Genomic DNA, 15,305 nt, shown 5'->3' with positions numbered 1-15,305 from the left:
TCGCGCTGGGGCCGCCGTCGCTTCCGCGGCCTGCCGCAGGCCCCGCGCCGCTGGTAGTCGGCTGGGCCGCGTCGTCGCCGACGCCCCCGGGCGCGTGGGCTGTCGTCCCGGACTCAGGGGCTGCCATTCGGGAGAGAGGGGCCGGTTCCACAGGAGGGCGGGCTGACGTCCCGGCCGCGGCCTGGGCCCACTCGGGTGACTGACGCCGCTCGTCCGCCTGGGCCCAGGCCGGCTGCCCCCAACCCGTCGGCTGGCTTCGCCCTCCCGGGTGGCTTCGCCCTCCCGGCTGGGTCCACCCAGCCGCGTCCGAGGGGGACCGGAAGTCCGAGGGGGACCGGAAGCCGGAGGGGAGGGCTTCGGCCAGGTGGTGGCGCAGGTAGCGGGCAGCCAACGTGCGCATGGCGCGGGCGAGTTCGGCGTCCACGGTCTTTTGGGCCAGGGGGCGCAGCCGGCGTACGAGGGCGGCTGCCTCCACCGTCTCGGCTTCGGTCGGGGGGTGGTCCAGGTACGGCTGGAACACGTGCTCGGTGGTGAAGTCCAGGAACCGGGACGCGATGTGTTCCACCTGCCCCCGCACCTCGCGCAAATGGCCGGCGATCGCCTTCAACGGGACGCCTGCCGAATGCAGTTCGGCGGCGACGGCGAGTTCCTGCGGGCTGGGGACGTGGAACTCGTCGTCACTGTCGGGGACGCGTTCCAGGACGCCCAGGGCGATGGCCTCGGCCACGGCGGCATCGTCGGGAGCGCCGCCGAAGGCGGCGTCCAGGTCGGCGCGGCTGATCCGGGACGCCTCCTCGTCGGTCCACGGCCCGTCGACCTCGGCGACCAGACCGAGGACGCCGCCGAGATCGCGACCGGCGTCCCAGGCCTCCAGCAGTTCCTTGATGCTGGCGAGGGTGTAACCGCGGTCGAGCAGATCGGCGATCTGGCGCAGACGGGCCAGATGGGCGTCGCTGTAGACGTTGGCCCGGCCACGGCGTTCGGGCCGCGGCAGCAGCCCGCGGTCCTGGTAGGCGCGGATGGTGCGGACCGTGGCGCCGCTGATGTGGGCCAGGTCCTCGATGCGGTATTCGGCCGCCGGCGGCTGCTCGGTCACTGTGGTGCTCCTTATGCGATGCCGCGCTACGAGAGGGCGGCGCGGCCCACCGCGCCTGCCGCGGCCCGCGCGGCCGGGGAGGATGCCAGGTAGGCGACGGCCGTGCGCAGCGACCCTTCCTGCGAGGGATGGTACGACCGCCGCAGATAGCGCGGGATCGCCGAGCCCAGCTCACGCCAAGAGGGCAGCAGCCCCTTGCGGACGGCTCGGTTGTGCTCGCTCAGCGAGTAGCGGGAGGGGGCGGCGAGCTGCGGGTCGTGGCGGAGGAGGTAGGCCGCTCCCCAGGCCCAGAGGTGGAGCAGTACGGGTGCCGTTACCGCCATGCCGAGTATCCGGCGGAGGTAGCGGGCCGTGGCCTCGCCGCCGGTGTGTTCGTACATGTCGAAGGCGACCGCGCGGTGTTCGACCTCCTCGGCGCCGTGCCAGCGGAGCAGGTCGAGCATGACCGGATCGGGGTCGGCGAGGTCCAGCCCGTCGGCGTCCAGCACCCAGTTGCCCAGCACCGCGGTGAACTGCTCGATCGCGGCGATGAGGGACAGCCGGAAGCGGAGCCACTCCTGTTCGGGGAGCGGGAGGCCGAACGGGGGCTTCTCGCCGAGGAGGTACTCGAAGAGGAAGTCGACGTGCCGGGTGTAGGGGCCGGTGTCCAGGCCCTGCTGGGCCAGGTGGTCCAGGACGTAGGCGTGCTGGACGCTGTGGGTGGCCTCCTGGCCCATGAATCCCTTGACGTCCTTGAGGAGCTGCTCGTCGGTGACGAGGGGGAGTGCTTCCTTGAAGACTTTCACGAACCACCGTTCGCCGGCCGGCAGGAGCAGGTGCAGCACGTTGATGACGTGCGTGGCGGTGGGTTCCTCGGGTATCCAGTGCAGCGGTGTCCCGCGCCAGTCGAACGAGACCCGCCGTGGTGCGATCGGGTGGGGCTCCTGGGGGAGCGGTGCGGTCATGCGCGTCTCCTCACGTGCGCAGTTCTCCGGAGGGGCGTGCGGCGCCCACGCCCTCGGGCAGGCTGACGGGACTGACGGGACTGACGGGACTGACGGGACTGACGGGACTGACGGGACTGACAGGGCGGACGGGGCTCACGGGACCGGCGGGGCCGGGCCAGGCCCGGTCCGGCCGAGCCAGGTCCCGCGCAGTCCACGGGTCCGGTCCCCACCGGGCCGGCCCGGTCCGGACCGGGCCCCGCCGGGAGCCAGGCCGGTGCCGACCGACCCCGCCCATCCGCCCGGACCATCCGCCTGGACCATCCGCCCGGACCCATCCGCCCCGACCTACCCGACCTACCCGCCCCACCCGAGCCAGCCCGGACCGGTCCGCGCCCCCCCGCTAGTCCGCATTACCCGCATTACCCGCATTACCCGCGTTACATCGGTGGTTCGATGCGGGCGAGGGCGCGCAGGGCGCGCGGGGTGAAGCGGGACATCAGGTGGGCGCCGCGTGCCTCGGGGGTGACGGGTACCACCGCCTGGTTGCGGACCACGGCGCGCAGGATGGCGTCGGCGACCTTCTCCGGCGGGTAATTGCGCATGCCGTACAGGCGCGCGGCCTTGGCCTGGCGGCGCTTCTCCTCGTCGGCGGGGACACCGGTGAAACGCGCGGTGGAGGTGATGTTGGTGTTGACCAGGCCGGGGCAGATGGCGGAGACGCCGATGCCCTGACCGGCGAGTTCGGCGCGCAAACACTCGCTGAGCATCAGCACGGCCGCCTTGGAGGTGCTGTAGGCGGGAAGGATCTTGGACGGCTGGAAGGCGGCTGCGGAGGCGGTGTTGACGATATGGCCGCCCTGCCCGCGGTCCGCCATCCGCTTGCCGAAGGTCCGGCAGCCGTGGATGACACCCCAGAGATTGACGTCCAGGACCTTCTTCCAGTCCTCGGCGCTGGTCTCCATGAAGGAGCCGGAGAGCCCGATACCGGCGTTGTTCACCAGGACGTCGACGGTGCCGTATTCGGCGTCGACCTTGGCGGCGAGCTTCTCCATGGCCGCCTCGTCCGAGACATCGACGACCTCGCCCCATGCCTGCGGTGCGCCGATCAGCCGCGCCATGTCGGCGGTCCGCGCGGCGCCCTCCGCGTCCCGGTCGACGGCGATGATCCGCGCGCCGGCCTCGGCGAAGGCGAACGCCGTGGCCCGCCCGATCCCGCTGGCCGCGCCGGTCACCAGCACCAGCTGACCGCCGAAGCGGTCGGCGTGCGCGCCGGTGGCCGTGACCTGCTTCGCCGGATCGCCCTCCTCCTTGGAGGTGACGAACTCCGTGATCCAGGAGACCAGTTGATCAGGCCGGGTGCGCGGCACCCAGTGCTTGCCCGGCAGGGTGCGGCGCACCAGCTGGGGCGCCCACTGCTCCAGGTCGTCGTAGAGCCGCTGGGAGAGGAACATGTCGCCGGTCGGGGTGATGAGCTGGACAGGGCAGTGCGCGTAGGCGTCGGCGCGGGGGCGGCGCAGCCGCGCGCGGACGTTGTCGCGGTAGAGCCAGGCGCCGTGGGCGGCGTCCGACGGCAGCGACGCGGTTGGGTAGCCGTCGCCAGGCACCTTCTCCATGCGCCGGAGAATCGCCGGCCAGCGCTTGCCGAGCGGTCCCTTCCAGGCGAGTTCGGGAAGTACGGGGGTGTGCAGCATGTAGACGTACCAGGACTTGGCGCCCTGGTTGAGGAGCTGTGCGGCGCGCCGGGGGGTGGGGCGCGCCGCCCGCTTCTTGATCCAGTGGCCGAAGTGGTCCAGGGACGGTCCCGACATGGAGGTGAAGGACGCGATCCGGCCTTCGGTGTGCGGGACGGTGGCGAATTCCCAGGCCTGCACCGAGCCCCAGTCGTGGCCCACGACGTGAACGGGGAGGTCCGGGCTGACGGCGTCGGCGACTGCCAGGAAGTCGTCCGTCAGCTTCTCCAGGGTGAAGCCGCCGCGCAGCGGCTTCGGGGCGGTGGACCGGCCGCAGCCCCGGACGTCGTAGAGCACCACATGGAACCGGTCGGCCAGCCCGTGGGCGACGTCGGACCAGACTTCCTTGCTGTCCGGATAGCCGTGCACCAGCAGCACCGTGGGCTGCGAGGGGTCCCCGAGTTCGGCGACACACAGCTCGACCCCGCCGGTCCGCACCCAGCGCTCACGCGCCCCGGTGAGGCCGGCCCCGGGGCCCTTCCCCTGCTTCTCCCCCTCCGTCCGGCCCTGCCTCGGGTCCCGGTCCTTGTCGTTCTCACGTCCCGTGTTCACGCGGCCTTCTCCTCCTGCCAGCGCCGCACATGCGGCAGATCGTCGTCCAGCCAAAAGGCGCTTTCCTGCGGGTCCTTGGAGTCCGTGACGACCAGGATCTCCTCGAACTTCGCGCCGGTCCCCCGGAATCCGAGATGGGGTTCGACCGCCCACAGGCCGGGCTGCGGCGGGTGGTCGGAGAAGGTGTACGGGCTCCACAGCGGCGACCAGCCGTCGCGATGGCCGTGCAGCGCATCGGAGGCGAGGCCCTTGAGGGACTGGGTGCCGAACCCGAACAGGGTGGGTGACCAGCGGCGTTCCTTGACCCGGTCGATCTTGTGGGCGATGACGCCGAAAGGATAGGCACGGTGGCGGTTGGCGTAGCCCTGCCGCACCATCAGGCGTTCGACGTCCTCGTAGATCTCCCGCAGCGAGCGCCGCTCGCGGACCTCGCGCAGGATCAGCTCGCGATGTGCTTCGAGGTCGGCGAGCAGCCGGTCGTGCACGGGATTCAGACCGAGGCAGCCGGAATAGCCGATGTCGGCGGTGAATCCCTGATGAACCGGTGCCATGTCGAGGATGAAGGGCATCCCCGGCTCCAGCTTGCGGTGCGTGGGGAAGAACTGCAGGGGGAGGCGGAAATTGGCGAAGGCGGTGCGGTCGCCGAACCAGGCGAAGGGCAGATGGAACCAGTCCCGCACCCCGCGCTCCTGGAGCCATTCGCGCTGCATCCGTGCCGCCGCGCGCTCGGTGACCCCGGGCCTGAGCTGGCCGGCCACCGCCTCGGCGCAGGCGTAGGCGAGGCGCTGGACCTCTCTGAACCCCCGGAGTTCAGCGGTGAGTTGCCCGGCTCCCGCCGGGCCGGCTGATGTCGCAGAGGTCGCTGAGGTGACTGAGGCCATCGCCAACCGTCCGTCCGTAAGCAGTCCATTGCGGTACGCGCCCGTAACTTGACACTGATGAATGTGACAATGACCAGCGGCTGCGTCAAGGGGTGCGTACCCCGGGAGGGGAACCGCCTCGCGGTCCGAGGCCCCGGGGGCCGGTGAGCGCGGTGCAACCCCGACGTCCGATGGGCAGAAAGCATGAGGTCCCCTACGGGCCCGTACTCCCCGAGAGGTAGGGATATCCAGCCGCCTGGGTTGATGACCGGTGTGACGGACGCCTCTAACGTCGATGACGTGACTGTGATCGTGACCGAAAGCCTGAGCAAGCGGTTCCCGCGGGTGACCGCTTTGGACCGGCTGTCCGTTGACATCGCCCCCGGCGTAACCGGCCTGGTGGGTGCCAACGGCGCCGGAAAATCCACCCTGATCAAGATCCTCCTCGGCCTGGCCCCGGCCACCGAAGGGACAGCCCATGTCCTCGGCCTGGATGTGACCAAGGACGGCGGCACCATCCGTGAACGGGTCGGCTACATGCCCGAACACGACTGTCTGCCGCCGGACGTCTCGGCCACCGAATTCGTCGTGCACATGGCCCGCATGGCGGGCCTGCCGCCGACCGCCGCCCGCGAACGCACCGCGGACACCCTGCGCCACGTCGGCCTCTACGAGGAGCGGTACCGCCCCATCGGCGGCTATTCGACGGGCATGAAGCAGCGGGTGAAACTGGCCCAGGCGCTGGTCCACGACCCGCAGCTGGTGTTCCTGGACGAGCCGACCAACGGTCTGGACCCGGCCGGCCGGGACGAGATGCTCGGCCTGATCCGGCGCGTCCACACCGACTTCGGGATCTCCGTCCTGGTGACCTCCCACCTCCTCGGTGAGCTGGAGCGCACCTGCGACCACGTCGTCGTCATCGACGGCGGCAAGCTGCTGCGCTCCTCCTCCACGGACGAGTTCACGCAGGTCACCGCCTCCCTGGCGGTCGAAGTCACGGACACCGAGGAGCACCCCGACGGCACCGAGGCGTTGCGCGCCGCGCTGCTCGGCGCCGGCGCCGCGGTGACCACCGCCACCGGCTCCGGGGGCCTCGCCTCCGCCGGCCACCTCCTGTACGTCGAGGCGGCGGGTGAGGAGACCTACGACCTGGTGCGCGACACCGTCGCCGGCCTCGGCCTCGGCCTGATCCGGATGGAACAGCGCCGCCACCGCATCGCCGAGGTCTTCCGCGACGCGGACGCCGCGGCCGACGCCGCACGCACCCCCGCCATGGAGACCGCCACCAGCACCCGCACCTCCGCCACCGCCGGCGCGGGCGCCGCCTCCACCGCAGCCGCCCGCGCCCCGCACACGACCCAGGACGGAGGCGCCCCCGATGTCGCCTGAGCCCACGACGTCCGCGTCCCCCTCCACACCAGTGCCCGCTCCCGGGCGCGCATCCACCGCGCCGCAGCCCGCCCCGCCCGGATCCGCCTTCATCCACAACATCGGATACCGGCACTACGACGGCCCCCGGCTGGGCCGCGCCTACGCCCGCCGTTCGCTGTTCTCGCAGAGCCTGCGCGGCGCCTACGGCCTCGGCCGTTCGGCCAGGACCAAGGTGCTGCCGATGCTGCTCTTCGCGGTGATGTGCCTGCCCGCCGCGATCATGGTGGCGGTGGCCGTGTTCACCAAGGCCACGGCGCTCCCCGTCGACTACACCCGCTACGCCATCTACCTCCAGGCCGTCATCGGTCTCTATCTCGCGGCCCAGGCACCGCAGTCCGTCTCCCGCGATCTGCGCTTCAAGACCGTCCCGCTGTATTTCTCCCGCCCCATCGAGCGCGCCGACTACGTGGCGGCGAAATTCGCAGCGATGGCGAGCGCCCTGTTCGTCCTCACCGCGGCGCCGCTGCTGGTCCTCTACATCGGCGCGCTGCTGGCCGAGCTGGACTTCCTCGACCAGACCAAGGGGCTGGGCCAGGGACTCGTCTCCGTCGCGCTGCTCTCGCTGCTGTTCGCCGGCATCGGCCTGGTCATCTCCGCGCTCACACCCCGCCGGGGCTTCGGCGTGGCGGCCGTGATCGCCGTGCTCACCATCCCGTACGCCGCCGTGAGCGCCGTCCAGGGCATCGCCGCGGTTCAGGGCAGCGAGGCGGCCGCCGGCTGGCTCGGGCTGTTCTCGCCCATCACCCTCATCGACGGTGTGCAGACCAAGTTCCTCGGCGGCACCAGCTCCTTCCCCAACGGTCTGGAGCCGTCCACCGCCGCCGGATTCGTCTATCTCCTCTTCACCCTGGTCGTCATCGCCGGCTGCTATGCCCTGCTGATGCGCCGCTACCGGAAGGCCGGGCTGTGAGCGCCCGCCCGTCGCCCACCACGACCCTTCGAAGGAATGGGCTGCGCCCATGAGCACTGTTTCGATCGACCATGTCTCGCGCTGGTTCGGCAATGTCGTGGCCGTCAACGACATCACGATGACCATCGCCCCCGGCGTGACGGGCCTGCTCGGCCCCAACGGCGCCGGCAAGTCCACCCTGATCAACATGATGGGCGGCTTCCTCGCCCCCTCCAACGGCTCCGTCACCCTCGACGGCACCACCATCTGGCGCAACGCCGGTATCTACCGCCACATCGGCATCGTCCCCGAGCGCGAGGCGATGTACGACTTCCTCACCGGGCGCGAATTCGTCCTGGCCAACGCCGAGTTGCACGGTCTCGGCCGGGCCGAGGCGGCCCGCGCACTGGCCACCGTCGAGATGGAGCAGGCCCAGGACCGCAAGATCTCGACGTACAGCAAGGGCATGCGCCAGCGCGTGAAGATGGCGTCCGCGCTGGTCCACGACCCGTCCGTGCTGCTGCTCGACGAGCCGTTCAACGGCATGGACCCGCGCCAGCGGATGCAGCTGATGGAGCTGCTGCGGCAGATGGGCGATGAAGGCCGTACGGTCCTGTTCTCCTCGCACATCCTCGAAGAGGTCGAGCAACTGGCCTCACACATCGAGGTGGTGGTGGCCGGCCGGCATGCCGCCTCCGGCGACTTCCGCAAGATCCGCCGTCTGATGACGGACCGCCCGCACCGCTACCTCGTCCGCTCCGACAACGACCGGGCGCTGGCCGGCGCGCTGATCGCCGACCCCTCGACGGCCGGCATCGAGGTGGACTTCGCCGAGGGCGCGCTGCGTATCCAGGCGATCGACTTCACCCGCTTCACCGAACTCCTGCCGCGGGTCGCCCGCGACCACGGCATCCGCCTCCTGACGGTCTCGCCCTCCGACGAGTCGCTGGAATCCGTCTTCTCCTACCTCGTAGCGGCCTGAGGCCCTGAAAGGAGCCCTGACGCATGTCCACGACCTCCCCGACCACCGCCCCGCCCGCCTCGCCGGCGGCCACGCCCCCTCCGAAGGCCGTGTTGTTCCACCCGACGGTCGCCCGGCTCACCTACCGCGCGCTGCTCGGCCGGCGCCGCGCCCTGATCCTCTTCGCGCTGCCCGCCCTGCTGGTGGTCATCGCCCTCGTCGTCCGCGCGCTGACCGGCGCGGATGACACCACCGCCGGCAACATCCTGGGCGGTTTCGCGCTCGGCACGATGGTGCCGCTGATCGGCGTCATCGCCGGTACGGGCGCCATCGGCCCGGAGATCGACGACGGCTCGGTGGTCTATCTGCTGGCCAAGCCGGTGCCGCGGCACACGATCATCTTCACCAAGCTGCTGGTCGCGATCGGTGTGACGGTGGTCTTCTCGGCCGTCCCGGTGCTGGTCGCCGGCTTCGTCCTGAACGGCAACAGCCAGCAGATCGCGGTGGCGTACGCCCTCGCGGCAGCGGTCGCCTCGGTCGCCTACAGCGCCCTCTTCCTCCTCTTCGGCACGGTCACCCGGCACGCCGTCGTCTTCGGCCTGGTCTACGCCCTGGTCTGGGAGGCCCTGGTCGGGTCGCTCATCCCCGGTGCGCGCACCCTCAGCATTCAGCAGTGGGCCCTGGCCATAGGCCAGCGGATCGGCGCGGAGGGCGCGATCACCTCGGAGGTCGGACTGCCGCTCGCGGTGGGCCTGTTGGCGGTCGTCACGGTCGCCGCGACCTGGTACGCCGGCCGCCGCCTGAAGACGCTGACACTGGCCGGTGAGGAGTAGCGGCGGCCCTGGCCGGGGCGGAGCGCGCCAGGAGCGGGAGGCGGTTCAGCCGGCCGCTTCCTGGGCCTCGTTGAACTCCCGGACGTTCTTGAGGTGTTCCTGGTAGTCGGCCGTGAAGCGCGTGTCGCCCGGTTTGACGGTGACGAAGTACAGCCAGTCACCCTTCGGCGGCGCCCCGGCCGCCTTCAGCGCGTCCGCTCCGGGGTTGTTGATCGGGGTGGGCGGCAGGCCCTGGTGCTTGTAGGTGTTGTACGGGCTGTTCGTCTTGGTGTCGGAGTGGCTGGTGTTGAGGGTGCTGCGGCCGAGGGCGTAGTTGATCGTCGAGTCCATCTGCAGCGGCATGTTCTTGGCGAGCCGGTTGTCGATGACCCGGGCGACCTTGCCCATGTCGCCCGGCCGGTCCGCCTCCGCCTGCACGATGCTGGCGATCACCACCGTCCGGTACGAAGCGATGCCGTCGTCGGCGAGGCGCCGGTTGGCGGTGTCGACCATGTAGGCGATCAGCGACTTCGGGGTGGTGTCGGAGTCGATCGGATAGGTCGCCGGGAAGAGATAACCCTCCGGGTTGCCCTTCGCCTCGTCCGGCAGCGCGAGCCGCGCGGAGGTGGCGGCCTTCGCCGTGCTGCCGGAGGCCAGATGAAGCGCCTTGTCGGCGGCGGCGTAGACCTGCGACGCCCGCTGCCCTTCCGGGACCGTCAGTCTCTCCGCGCGCTCCGGACCGCCGCCCAGCAGCCGGGGGACGATCAGCACGGCGAGGATCACCAGGACGCACAGTGCGGCAACGAGAAGGAGCCGGCCGGTGCGGCTCAGCCGCGGCCCCGGCCGGCGAACGGTGCGCTCACCATCGCTCATGAGGGCACCGTAGGCCAGTCCGTAGGGTTGCCGGGTGACCTCATCCGGATCTTTGCTGATCGCGCAGATCGTTCACCATTACGACGCTCCGGGGGCACCGGCCCGTCCCGCGCTGCTGTGGCGGGCGGGCCCCGGCTGGCGCATGATCTCCAGCGCGGTCCTGGGCGGCGGCATCGGCGAACGCAGCTGGGTCCTGAACGCCCAGGTGCCGCACGGCTATACGCGCCGCGATCCGCAGATCCACCTGGCGGAGATCGCAGCGGGAGCGGGAGCGGGAGCAGAAGCGGGCACCGGCCCCGCCCCCGGCACGGGCCCCGCCCCCGGCTCCGGCCACGGCCGCGGGACCGGGGGGCCGGTCGGCGCGGGTGTCGGCCTGATGACCGCCGCTGACATCCTCGGCACCCGCGCACATGCCGCCGACGAGGGCGTGGAGGCGCTGGTCACCGCGGGGACCGGGGTGTCCGGCTGGGCCGCGGTCCCGCCCGCCGACGCCCTTGTCCACCAGGGCCCCGGCACGATCAACACCGTCATCGCGCTGCCCGTCGCGCTCAGCGACGCTGCGTTGGTCAACGCCGTGGCCACCGCCACCGAGGCCAAGGTGCAGGCGCTGCTCGACCACGGCCAGGACGCCTCCGGCACACCGACCGACGCCGTCTGCGTCGCCGCCCGCATCCCCGGTCCGGGCACCCACGTCGAGCAGTTCGCCGGTCCGCGCTCCCTCTGGGGGGCCCGCCTCGCCCGCGCCGTCCACCGCGCCACCCTGCGCGCCGTCACGCGGGAAGCGGAGCTACGGCGTGGCGCGCCCGCCGGGCCCGGCGCGCCACGTGAGCCCGGCGCGCCGCCAGCGGGAGTGCCCTACGGCGCGGCCCGGAGCGAACCGGCCCCCACCACCGCGCCCGCCTGACCTCCCGCGCACCCCGGCCGGCGACGCCACGCCCCGTCCCCACACCGGCGCCCCATCCCCCGAGCCTGTCCTTACGCCTACGCCTACACCTGCGCCTACACCTGCGCCCCGTCCCCGATCCGCCGGTCGCGGCCCGCGCCCATGCCCAGCAGGGCCAGTCCCGCGCAGACGAGCAGCAGCAGGACGATCGGGACGGTCCACCCGCCGGTCGCCTGGTGGACGGCGCCGAGGACCAGCGGTCCTGCCGCGGCCAGGAGGTAGCCACCGGTCTGCGCCATGCCGGAAAGACGGGCGGCGGTGTGCGCGTCGCCGGAGCGCAGGACCATCATCGTCAGGGCCAGGCCCAGTGCCCCGCCCTGCCCGATGCCCAGGATGACGGCCCACAGCCAGGCGCCGGCCACGGGCGCGACCAGCAGTCCGCCGACGCCGCAGGCCATCAGCGCGGAGACACCCACGCCCAGCAGCCGCTGGCGCCGCATCCGGCCGGCGAGCATCGGCACCACGAACGAACCGGCCATCTGCAGCAGGGTGCTGAAGGCGAAGACCAGGCCCGCCTCGCCCTTGGCCATGCCGTGGTCGGTGAAGATCGTCGGCATCCAGGCGATGACCACGTACGCGATCAGCGACTGTGAACCCATGAAGAGCGTGACCTGCCAGGCCAGCGGGGAGCGGCTCAGTTTCGGGCCGTTCTCGGTGGTGTGCACGGGCTGCGCCGCGGCCGCACCGTGGTGGGTGCCACGCCGCGCGATGACCGCCTGCGGGATCCAGGCGAGGGCGGCGACGGCGGCCAGCAGCGACCAGGAGACCAGCGATCCCTGCCAGCCGCCGAGGGCGTTCTCCAGCGGGACGGCGGAGGCGGCCGAGACCGTCGCGCCCATGATCATTGCCGTCGAGTACAGCGCGGTCATGCCCGCGGCCTTCTCCGGGAAGTCCCGCTTGATGAGGCCGGGCATCAGCACGTTCAGCAGGGCTATCGACGCGCCGACCACCGCACAGCCCGCGAACAGCGCGACGACCGGCGGCGCGATCCGCAGCACGATGCCGCCGCACAGCAGCACCAGCGCGCCGCACAGCACCGCCTCGGTGCCCCAACGGCGGGCCAGTTTGGGCGCGGCGATCGAGCCGAGTCCCATGAAGACCAGCGGGATGGTCGTCACCAGGCTGCTGGCGGTCGCGGCCAGGTGGAAGTGGTCGCCGATCTCGCTGAGCAGCGGGGAGACTCCGGCCAGCGCCGCCCGCATGTTGAGGGCGGCGAGCACGATGCCGACCAGTACGAGGGCCGGGTGCGCACGCAGCCTGCGCCGGGCCACGGCGACCTGCGGTGCCGCGACCAGATCCTCCTCGGCGTCGATCAAGGGGGCATCGGATCTGGTTTCTGGCATGCGTGCGTACCTCATCAATCGACCGCGGGGGAAGGGGAGTGGAGACGTGAGGGGACTTGAGGAGTGAGGGGGGAGCTGAGATGTGAGGGGGGGAGCTGAGATGTGAGGGGGACTTGTGATGCGAGGGGGGAACCGGAAGGGGCGGGAGGGGCTCAGCGGGTGGCGAGCAGGGCTTCCACGGCGCGTTTGGGCTTTTCCAGGAGCGCCCGGGTGGCCCGTTCCGCGCCTTCCGGGTCCCCCGCGGCGATCGCCTCCATGACGGCCCGGTGATCGCCGTGCACGATCTTCGGCATCGCGTGGTCGTCGAGTGCGGTGACCAGCGCCTCCCGTACGGAGCTGCTGAACCAGCCGTACGTCGCCGTCAGCGCGGTGTTGTGCGCGGCCTCGACGACGGCTTTGTGGAACGCGATGTCGTGGTCGGCGTAGAGCTCCAGGCTTCCGGCGCCGGGCTGCCCCTCGTCGTCGGCCAGTTCGGCCTGGGCGTCCAGGGCCGCCTGCATCCGCTCCAGATCGGCGGGCTCATGGCGCAGTGCGGCGAGCCGGGCGGCCTCCGCTTCGAGCGCGATCCGCAGCTCCAGTACGTCGCGGATGCCGGCCCGCTGGACGCCGCGCATGATGTCGCCCGGGTCGGCGGTGGACACCACGAATGTGCCCTCGCCCTGCCGTGAGCGCAGCATCCCGGCGTGTACGAGGACCCGGACCGCTTCGCGGACGGTGTTGCGGCCGACCTGGAGCTGTTCGGCGAGGGCGTGCTCGGTCGGGATGCGGGCCCCGACCTTCCACTCCCCGGCGGCCAGCTGCGCCCGCAGTGCCTCGACGACGGTGTCCACCAGGGACTGCCGTCCCGCTGCCTGCAGCGCCATGTCCGTCCGCCCGTCCTTCCGGTCGCTGGTCCGGTGGGACGCCTGGACGGCGGGCCGGCGGCCAGTTGCCCAGTCATCCTACAACTGATGTGTTGAGCGTACACGGAACGGCACGGTAGGACACCGTAAGAGGGGTGGAGTGAGGAACCCCACCCCCTCACCTCGCGTCTCCGGCTTCCGCCTCACCGGCTCACAGGCCGATGTCCCGCTCCTGGATGTCGGCCAGGGACTCCCGGCGTACGAGGAGCCGGGCGCGGCCGTCGGCGACGGCGATGACGGGCGGGCGGCCGACGAGGTTGTAGCCGGAGGCCATGGAGAGGTGGTACGCACCGGCCACCGGGACGGCGAGCAGGTCACCGGGCCGGATGTCGCCCGGGAGCAGGACATCGGTGGCGAGCACATCGCCCGCCTCGCAGTGGCGCCCGACGACTGTCATCGGCTCCGGGGTGGCCGACGCGCTGCGGCCGACGAGCCGGGGCGCATAGCGCACCCCGTACAGCGCCGGCCGCGGGTTGTCGCTCATCCCGCCGTCCACCGCCACGAACCGGTGGCCGGCGGTCTGTTTGACGGCCAGTACCCGGTAGAGGGCGACGCCGGCAGGCCCGGCGATGGCGCGGCCGGGTTCGACCGCGAGCCGTGGCACCGGGAGGCCGGCGGCCGCGCAGCCGCGGGCGAGTTCGGCGCGGATCCTGGCCCCCAGGACGGCGATGTCCAGGGCGCGTTCGCCGGGGCGGTAGGCGACGCCGTGGCCGCCGCCGAGGTCCAGTTCGGGCAGTGTGATGCCGTGCTGCTCATGGACCCGGGCGAGCAGTCCGACCATCCGGCGTACCGCCGACAGATAGGGCTTGACGGTGGTGATCTGGGAGCCCAAGTGGCAGTGCAGTCCGACCAGTTGGAGGCGCGGTTGGCCGATGACCCGGGCGATGGCGTGCTGAGCGGACCCGTCCGCGAGGGACAGGCCGAACTTCTGGTCGTCGGTGCCGGTACGGATCTTGGCGTGACCGCCGGCCGCGATGCCGGGGACGACCCGGACCAGGACCTTCTGCCGGGCGCCCGCGGGGAGGGCGGCGGCCAGCCGGGTGATCTCCGACGTGCTGTCGATGACGATCCGCCCGACGCCGAGCCGCAGCGCGGTCCGCAGGTCGTCCGGGCTCTTGGCGTTGCCGTGCAACACGATCCGGTCGGGCGGGAAGCCGGTGGTGACGGCCAGCTCCAGCTCGCCCGCCGAGCAGACGTCCAGTCCGAGGCCCTCCTCCCGGACCCAGTGCGCCATGGCGCGGCACAGGAACGCCTTGGCCGCGTAGTAGACATCGGCGTCCGGAAACGCCTGGAGGTAGCTGCGGCAGCGGGCCCGGATCTCGTCCTCGTCCAGGACGTACGCCGGGGTGCCGAAGCGGTCGGCCAGACCGGTCAGCGGTACGCCGCCCACGGCGAGGTCGCCGCGCGCGAGCGGCCCCGCCGACCGGGGCCAGACGCCGGAGTGGCTCTCGGTCTCCGCTGCCCCTTCGGGTGCCGTTCCGGTGCGTGCCTCATGGGCGGCTTCGTGTGCCGTCCGGGGCAGTGTGCTGTGGCTCATGGTGGGGTGGCCCTCCCTCTCAGGCGGCCCGTAGCCGGGCGGTACGGGTCCTGCCCCGGCTGCCGTGCAGCGTGAGCCTGGGGGAGAGATCAGGGGTCGCATCGGGGGACAGCCCCGGGGTGAGGCGGGGGTCGACGGTCACGGTGGCCGCCCCCACCGGAGCGGTCAGGGCGCGCAGCGCGGGCTCGGCGAGCCGGACCCACGGCTGGCCGTTGCCGAGCGCCGCGGCGAGCCGCTGCGGCGAGGTGAAGCCGACGGCGGTACGGCCGCCGAGCGGGGTGCGGAACAGACGGGCCGTACAGCCCGCGGGGCCCGACCGGACGGGGACGAACAGCGGTCCGGCCGGGATGCGTTCGGCAGGTTCCGGATCTTCGGCGGGGAGGGTGTGGGACACGGCGTCGCTCCTAGGTCCTGTCCGGTGGGACAGCGGCCCCGGGCCGATGGGAAACG

13 protein-coding genes and 1 pseudogene are annotated in these 15,305 nt (G+C 72.0%); 5 read left to right on the top strand and 9 right to left on the bottom strand.

What is annotated here, in order from left to right; genetic code table 11:
• Positions 1–361: 361 nt before the first annotated feature.
• From ACIRQ7_RS18105 to ACIRQ7_RS18090, 4 genes and pseudogenes are all read right to left on the bottom strand, one after another.
• A pseudogene (locus ACIRQ7_RS18105) lies at positions 362–1,096 on the bottom strand (MerR family transcriptional regulator); the annotation flags it as partial.
• A 26-nt stretch (positions 1,097–1,122) separates the two neighbouring features.
• On the bottom strand, positions 1,123–2,040 hold the full coding sequence (locus ACIRQ7_RS18100) for a metal-dependent hydrolase (RefSeq protein ID WP_404263487.1): 918 nt from the start codon (positions 2,038–2,040) through the stop codon (positions 1,123–1,125).
• Between the two features lie 419 nt (positions 2,041–2,459).
• Complete coding sequence (locus ACIRQ7_RS18095) at positions 2,460–4,190, bottom strand: SDR family oxidoreductase (RefSeq protein WP_404263912.1); 1,731 nt, start codon at positions 4,188–4,190, stop codon at positions 2,460–2,462.
• Positions 4,191–4,300: 110 nt separating this feature from the next.
• Positions 4,301–5,185 (bottom strand): M24 family metallopeptidase, encoded by an 885-nt coding sequence (locus ACIRQ7_RS18090; RefSeq protein WP_404263485.1) that lies wholly within the window; start codon positions 5,183–5,185, stop codon positions 4,301–4,303.
• Positions 5,186–5,428: 243 nt separating this feature from the next.
• Between ACIRQ7_RS18090 and ACIRQ7_RS18085 the strand changes: the two genes are divergently transcribed.
• The 4 genes from ACIRQ7_RS18085 to ACIRQ7_RS18070 all read left to right on the top strand — a co-directional run bounded on the left by ACIRQ7_RS18085 (position 5,429) and on the right by ACIRQ7_RS18070 (position 9,278).
• Entirely contained in the window at positions 5,429–6,553 is a 1,125-nt protein-coding gene (locus ACIRQ7_RS18085) for an ABC transporter ATP-binding protein (RefSeq protein WP_404263483.1), read from the top strand.
• A complete protein-coding gene (locus ACIRQ7_RS18080) occupies positions 6,543–7,505 on the top strand; it encodes an ABC transporter permease subunit (protein WP_404263482.1) in 963 nt (320 codons plus the stop codon). The genes ACIRQ7_RS18085 and ACIRQ7_RS18080 overlap by 11 nt, the downstream gene beginning before the upstream one ends.
• Positions 7,506–7,554: 49 nt before the next feature.
• The gene (locus ACIRQ7_RS18075) at positions 7,555–8,466 is read left to right on the top strand and encodes an ABC transporter ATP-binding protein (RefSeq protein ID WP_403674273.1); all 912 of its coding nucleotides are present in this window, start codon (positions 7,555–7,557) and stop codon (positions 8,464–8,466) included.
• Positions 8,467–8,558: 92 nt separating this feature from the next.
• A complete protein-coding gene (locus tag ACIRQ7_RS18070; protein ID WP_404263910.1) occupies positions 8,559–9,278 on the top strand; it encodes an ABC transporter permease subunit in 720 nt (239 codons plus the stop codon).
• A gap of 45 nt (positions 9,279–9,323) precedes the next feature.
• Here the strand turns inward: ACIRQ7_RS18070 and mltG are convergent, their stop codons facing one another.
• A complete protein-coding gene (gene mltG, locus ACIRQ7_RS18065; protein WP_404263479.1) occupies positions 9,324–10,130 on the bottom strand; it encodes an endolytic transglycosylase MltG in 807 nt (268 codons plus the stop codon).
• 142 nt (positions 10,131–10,272) lie between these two features.
• Here mltG and ACIRQ7_RS18060 point away from each other — a divergent pair, with 142 nt between their 5' ends.
• The gene (locus ACIRQ7_RS18060) at positions 10,273–11,034 is read left to right on the top strand and encodes an adenosylcobinamide amidohydrolase (RefSeq protein ID WP_404263908.1); all 762 of its coding nucleotides are present in this window, start codon (positions 10,273–10,275) and stop codon (positions 11,032–11,034) included.
• A 95-nt stretch (positions 11,035–11,129) separates the two neighbouring features.
• Here the strand turns inward: ACIRQ7_RS18060 and ACIRQ7_RS18055 are convergent, their stop codons facing one another.
• The 4 genes from ACIRQ7_RS18055 to ACIRQ7_RS18040 form a co-directional block, all read right to left on the bottom strand.
• Positions 11,130–12,416, bottom strand: a complete 1,287-nt coding sequence (locus ACIRQ7_RS18055; protein WP_404263477.1) for a CynX/NimT family MFS transporter — start codon at positions 12,414–12,416, stop codon at positions 11,130–11,132.
• A gap of 152 nt (positions 12,417–12,568) precedes the next feature.
• Positions 12,569–13,279, bottom strand: a complete 711-nt coding sequence (locus ACIRQ7_RS18050) for a FadR/GntR family transcriptional regulator (protein ID WP_404263475.1) — start codon at positions 13,277–13,279, stop codon at positions 12,569–12,571.
• 190 nt (positions 13,280–13,469) lie between these two features.
• Positions 13,470–14,855 (bottom strand): diaminopimelate decarboxylase, encoded by a 1,386-nt coding sequence (lysA, locus tag ACIRQ7_RS18045; RefSeq protein WP_404263474.1) that lies wholly within the window; start codon positions 14,853–14,855, stop codon positions 13,470–13,472.
• 19 nt (positions 14,856–14,874) lie between these two features.
• Positions 14,875–15,249 (bottom strand): SAV_915 family protein, encoded by a 375-nt coding sequence (locus ACIRQ7_RS18040; RefSeq protein WP_404263472.1) that lies wholly within the window; start codon positions 15,247–15,249, stop codon positions 14,875–14,877.
• Between the last annotated feature and the right edge of the window lie 56 nt (positions 15,250–15,305).

The sequence above is a fragment of the Streptomyces sp. NPDC101393 genome, from assembly GCF_044767385.1.
GTDB lineage: Bacteria > Actinomycetota > Actinomycetes > Streptomycetales > Streptomycetaceae > Streptomyces.
The sequence above is the reverse complement of the archived record's forward strand: the minus strand, read 5'-3'. Positions and strand labels throughout refer to the sequence as shown.